The organism is Nostoc sp. (assembly GCF_036917755.1).
In the GTDB taxonomy this organism is placed as follows: domain Bacteria; phylum Cyanobacteriota; class Cyanobacteriia; order Cyanobacteriales; family Nostocaceae; genus Nostoc.
Map to the genome: position 1 here is coordinate 1 of NZ_JBALFC010000151.1, position 5,513 is coordinate 5,513.

At 45.1% G+C, this 5,513-nt stretch carries 6 protein-coding genes and 1 pseudogene; 2 read left to right on the plus strand and 5 right to left on the minus strand.

The genetic code is table 11. The features are described 5' to 3' along the window. The first annotated feature begins 252 nt into the window (after positions 1-252). A complete protein-coding gene (locus V7L05_RS31685; protein ID WP_335170186.1) occupies positions 253-1,041 on the plus strand; it encodes a PRC-barrel domain-containing protein in 789 nt (262 codons plus the stop codon). A 33-nt stretch (positions 1,042-1,074) separates the two neighbouring features. Here the strand turns inward: V7L05_RS31685 and V7L05_RS31690 are convergent, their stop codons facing one another. The 3 genes from V7L05_RS31690 to V7L05_RS31700 all read right to left on the minus strand — a co-directional run bounded on the left by V7L05_RS31690 (position 1,075) and on the right by V7L05_RS31700 (position 3,924). Beyond that, complete coding sequence (locus tag V7L05_RS31690; protein ID WP_335170187.1) at positions 1,075-1,221, minus strand: hypothetical protein; 147 nt, start codon at positions 1,219-1,221, stop codon at positions 1,075-1,077. Between the two features lie 627 nt (positions 1,222-1,848). After that, entirely contained in the window at positions 1,849-2,649 is an 801-nt protein-coding gene (locus V7L05_RS31695; RefSeq protein WP_335170189.1) for an RMD1 family protein, read from the minus strand. A gap of 837 nt (positions 2,650-3,486) precedes the next feature. After that, positions 3,487-3,924 (minus strand): hypothetical protein, encoded by a 438-nt coding sequence (locus V7L05_RS31700; protein WP_335170190.1) that lies wholly within the window; start codon positions 3,922-3,924, stop codon positions 3,487-3,489. A gap of 139 nt (positions 3,925-4,063) precedes the next feature. On the opposite strand from V7L05_RS31700, the gene V7L05_RS31705 reads away from it, so the two are divergent. Next, the gene (locus tag V7L05_RS31705) at positions 4,064-4,519 is read left to right on the plus strand and encodes a sunset domain-containing protein (RefSeq protein ID WP_335170192.1); all 456 of its coding nucleotides are present in this window, start codon (positions 4,064-4,066) and stop codon (positions 4,517-4,519) included. A gap of 168 nt (positions 4,520-4,687) precedes the next feature. On the opposite strand, the gene V7L05_RS31710 is transcribed toward V7L05_RS31705, so the two are convergent. Beyond that, a complete protein-coding gene (locus tag V7L05_RS31710) occupies positions 4,688-5,137 on the minus strand; it encodes a P pilus assembly/Cpx signaling pathway, periplasmic inhibitor/zinc-resistance associated protein (RefSeq protein WP_335170194.1) in 450 nt (149 codons plus the stop codon). 99 nt (positions 5,138-5,236) lie between these two features. After that, positions 5,237-5,416: pseudogene (locus V7L05_RS31715) on the minus strand (Hsp20/alpha crystallin family protein); the annotation flags it as partial. Between the last annotated feature and the right edge of the window lie 97 nt (positions 5,417-5,513).

Genomic DNA, 5,513 nt, shown 5'->3' on the forward strand with positions numbered 1-5,513 from the left:
GTCGGCAACCCCTTCTCTCCCCCTCAAAATGATTATCATTATCGAAGAATCCTATCTCTTGTTTTTCTTGGAATAATTTATTCTTTGGAAGTCCCCAAAATCTCATCCTTCAGAGAGGCAGCAAACTAGTAGCTTGCTGCGATTATTGGGCTGGAGTGGATTTGGGATAATCATCCCTTAAATATGAACATCGGTTTGGTTCCACCTCAGTCGATGAATCGAAACCATAAAGAACGGAGGATAAAAGACATTATGTCTCTTCATAAAATCGAAGATTTTGATGCCAATTATCATCAACAGAATTCTCAGGAGCATCTTCAGGGGTTTGACCTTTACTCCAAAGAGGAAAAAGTTGGCTCTGCTGACGACCTTTTGGTTGATGATGATGGCCGCATTCGTTATCTGGTTATAAACACAGGTATCTGGATTTTTGGCAAAAAAGTTCTGCTGCCAATCGGATGTTCCCAGGTAGACTATGATACCCACCGGGTCTATGCAGTTAACCTGACTAAAGCCCAGGTAGAAGCGCTACCTGAGTTTACGGATGGTATGACTGTTGATTTTGATTATGAACATCGGGTTAGACAAGTTTACCGTCCTTCATCTTCATTTAGTGTCTTTGACTCTTCTGGGGTTGGATACGCCGGATATGGAACTGATCCTCCCGCCCCTCCCTATGTTCCTACCTCTTATGGGGTTGGATACGCCGGGTATGGAACTGATCCTCCTGCCCGTACCGATACTGCCATCTCTTCCGGGGTTGGATACGCCGGATATGGAACTGATCCTCCCGCCCCTCCCTATGTTCCTACCTCTTATGGGGTCGGGTATGAAGGATATGAAAATCCCCTGCCTACTCCGGGTAGGGCACTCTCACCTGATACTGATCACAGCGCTGCTGTTGACCACTGCGATTCCTACACATATCAGCAAGATCCCTCCTTATATGAGATAAACGATCAAAATCATCAACGGCTGAAACTGTATGAAGAACGGCTAGTGGCAAACAGAAAACAGCACAATTTAGGACGAACGCTCTAATCCGTAACCTTACTAGTCCACAAATTGTCAAAATTAGTCTCTGAGTTCCAGCTTAAGTTCTTTAACAGTCTTAAAGTCAACCAGTAAATCATCAATAATTAATGTCAGTGGAAGGATAAGATTGCCGCGACTGGAACCATAATATTGCCGCTTTAAGGGCTGTAATGTTGATTCTTTCATTACGCGATCGCATCCTTTTTTGCAGATTAGTAGAAATCGGCGCATGAATAGCAGGTATCCCGGCAGCCCTCCGAAAGTAAGCGATCGCTTCTAGATAGAGCAGCCTAAGCCTAACCCATAGCCTCTGGTAGGCGCTCTCGTGCGATCGCCCCTTCAATTCTTAGAGGAAACCCCAGGCAGGCGATCGCATCTACAACCTGACCTGCGTAGGCATAGCCCGCCGCAGGCATCGCCCTTCAGAATTTACCAGCCGTTTAGAGACAGCACTCTTCAAGGTCACAGTTAAAGCAGCATGATTCTTAGAGGAAACTTTAATGAGCGTAGTTTACCGCCGCAGGTCTTACCCTGAGCCTGCGCCGTTCGCGGAGCGTCTCGTAGAGAAGGGCATCGCCCTTCATTCAAGCGAACCCGCAGAGCGTCTCGTAGAGAGGAAACTAAGCGACGCCGAATAGCCCGTCGCAGACATCGCCCTTCAGAATTTACCAGCCGTTTGCAGAAAGCTTTGGGTACAGTCAGTAGGAAAGCAGTTTAATTGGTAGTTACATAGCTAGCTGCACTTGATTGAGCGCGGGACAATCCTTCTGACCAGGACGCAAACACTTTTTACTACCGTAGAGGCACAAAGCGTTAGCCTTTAAAAAGGATGTCGTACAGTGACAGCAGAATCTCCACCACAATCAGAACCACCACATACCACTCTACTCGCTGGCTACTGCTATGCTGCATGAACTCCAGCACGGTTTGTGCGGTTTGGGAAATTAACTCTAGTTTTCGTTCCAGGGCATGGTGACGCTCACGGATTTCGTATTCATCCTCTAAACGCAGATATAAGTTTTCTAACTGTGGCGACTCCCACAGCAACTCCGGCTTATCGATAATCTCTACTCGACCCACAATCTTATGTTGAACTAACAGGGTAGTCCCAAGTTGACGCAATAATTCCCGACTCTGATGCCTACTCCTGTTTTCACGTTGAAGACTAGCTGCAAACGGTTCAATTTGATCAAATACAGCTGCTAGGCTAATCTCATAATGAGATAGCACAACACTCTTGGCGAGAATATCAGCCACTATCTGCAAGCGTTCTACACTAAATTCATGCAGCAAAATTTTTCCTTCCTTAGCTCGTTCACTCTCTGCAATATTGAGATGAACTTCCACCTCTTCTGTTTCGGGGTCGGTAAAAGAGTCACTAACTTGAGAGGATAGTTTGGTCAAAAAGGCTACCTTTTCTACAGGCTCAAGGTTAAACAGGACAACTGCACCATAGTCCAGCAGTACCGCACAGCCGTGTTCACCTACTCTAACCATTACTGGCATAGTCGCCAAGCAAAGGTAATTCTCTAACGTCTGTAAGTTAATATCCTCACCAAGGAATAGGGCCTGCGCTCTAAATCTATCTCTGCCATTAAAAAGGAGTTTTTGCATTGTTGCTCAATACTATCTTTTGTCTATTAAGGGAACACCAGGAAATAGATTATCCCATCTTGTGATGCGGCAGGATGCCCATCACACGAGAAATTTTGGGACGTTTTTTTATTGGGAATTCCCTTTATTACTATGTATTTTCTAGTGCATTACTAGCCAGTTGTGGCGTCAAGCCTTCTCTTCGAGAGGCTCCGCCAACGGCATAGCTTCGCTTAGCGCGCAGCGTCTCCAAGAGTTGCGATGACCGAGCGCTGTGGGTTGGCTGCTCTCGTTATTCTACAGCGTTGGGTCAACTTAGGCGATTTGTGGCTGTTCTGTTGATATCTCATTTAAGCGGCAATTCAGAGAGTTGTGATGCCAAATTTCCAGAAACTTTGAACATGGCACTGTTTTTTCTTAGAGGAAAACTCAAGAGCGATACCTGCGGTTTTTGCTAGCCTACGCTCCTCACAATTTACCACTCGTTTGGAGACAGCACGCTTGAAAAGTGGCGACCAAAGTAATTTGATTGCGATGGTCGCTTTTCGTTCCGCCGAAGGGCATCGCACCTTATTCAAGCGAGGAAAAGTTAAGGATGCGTAGCTTGCCGCCTTCGGCATCGCACCTAATTCTTAGAGGAAAAAACAGCATCAGGGAAGATGAATCTGACGACAATATCATCACCTTCTGAGTAGAATAAGCGATCGCTTCGTTGGTAGCAGGGGCAGCGATCGCACTTCTAAGACTCCACCCCCTATTTCTTCCACGGTAGCTTTGTCCCCATCTCAGTCAATGCCGAGAACACCAGATACATAATAAGCAAACCAGCACTGATAATAAAAATCACAACGTCGTTATTCATTGGTAAAGTGGTAATTCTAGCTGTCCAGGTGAGGTGTTTGACCGCCTTCGCGCCCGACTATGCAGTGAAATATGGCATGGGGTGCAGAGCGGGATTAGGTTTTCAAGTCGGTTATCTTCAGGCGTGAAATTGGCGTGGTGTACCGAGAGCGTCATTACTGTCCATTCAGCGCGGGAAAATTCCTTTGGCTTCTCGCCAGGACGTAAACACTTTTGCCCACAGTGCCGACAGCGCCACTGGGCTGCTTGTTTGATAGACAGCGCTATTTCGTCCCAATTGTTTGCGTAACGTTTTCTGTAGATGGGCATTGCCGATGATACTCCCCAAAGCTGTTGGGTAGTCTTATTAACTCTACCAATTTTTGAGAGCAGCGATAACAGCCAAAGCGTAGCTTGCCGTCGTAGACATCGCACATCATTCAAGCGAGGATGCATAGCGATCGCTCTCCCAATCAAGCGAGGAAACTAAGCGATGCCCAACTCTTGGAGACGCTCTACGCGTTCGGTGACGCAAGAGTGATGAAGTCAGTATCGGGTAAAATATTGGGAATTAAATATTAGAGAATTAACGCCAATGAAGAATCAACTTAAACCTCGTCAACTGAGCATGGTGGTAACGTTATTTACAGTGCTGATGCTAGGTAGTTGTAGTCCCAAACCTGAAGAATCTACTAGTACTACGCCTCAAACACCAACTGCTGTTGCTCCAGCTAGTCCTGCCTCTACTACAGCAGCTAGTCCTGTTCCTAGTATAGCAGCTAGTCCTGTTCCTGGAAATACAACTTCTAGTTCTAAGAAGCCAGCATCGGCGAATAAAACAGCAGTTTTAGCAGCAGCACAAAATCTCGGAGTGAAACCACAAAACGAAACAACTTGCCCAAGTGATGCACTGGTAAAAGGCAAAATTACGAATAAGAGAGGCAACATTTATCACCTTCCTAAAACCTTAGATTACGAAAAAGTCAAGCCGGATATTTGTTTTAAAGACCCAGCAACAGCACAAAAAGCTGGTTTCCGTGCGCCTAAGTGATCTAAACAGGGCAAATTTTCAAATACATCCTGCGATCGCTCTGCTCATTGCCCCACCAATTCTGTTAAAATCGCGTCTGCGATCGCATAAATGTTGAGGCAAGTCGATGGGGCCGATTCTAGGGTGTTGAAAAGTTCAATTCATTTGACCCCAATACCAAAATTTATCTTACTGATGCTGTTGCTGCCATTGTGCGCGTTGCTGTTCGAGTTGCTGCCTCTGTTCGGGAGTGAAAACAGAGTCCATCTTCGCTTTTTGCGCTTTTCTAATTTGCTTGATTTGAGCCTTTTGACTGTCAGTTAGATTTAGAGATTTCATGACATCACGAGGATTAGTATGTTGCCCTTGTTGATGCTGTGTTCTTGCTGCTTTAAGCTGTACAAGTTGTTGTGGTGTATAAACACCTTCGATTTGCTGCCTGCTATCTTTTTCAATTTGACGCAGATGTTGTTTTTGCGCGTCAGTCAGATTTAATTTTGCCCAGCGATCGCCTTCTTTTTTATGAGAATTTTGTTGAGCTTGTGCTAGCAATGGCTGTCCATTATGAATCGCATCTGCTTTAACAATAAAGGGAACTGCTACAACACTTACTGCAACAACACTTGCAAGAACAGACATTAACTTATTAATTTTCATCATACTTTAGAGGTAAATTTGCTTTTTGTGTATGTCATCATCATAAGAATCTATTATCAAAACTGAATGAGCTAAAAGTCATGTAATATGAACAGCGTCTTGGGTGACTTGAATATCTAGGTCTTTAGCGTCTAGTCCTGGCAGTTCTAGCTTCAGAAGAATCGCATCATCAGTTTCTTGTAGTTCAGCAGCCGGAACTTTGATAAAGCCTTTTTCCAACCGTGCAGATGGTACTCTGGTATCTCCAAGTAAGCTGTTGATGTGTAAGCGTTCAGGGGGTAGCAGGGTGATCGTAAAAAACTGCAACCAGAATCTGGTAGTGTGAAGTCATGGAAGAAAAGGGACCAAGTTACTTAGA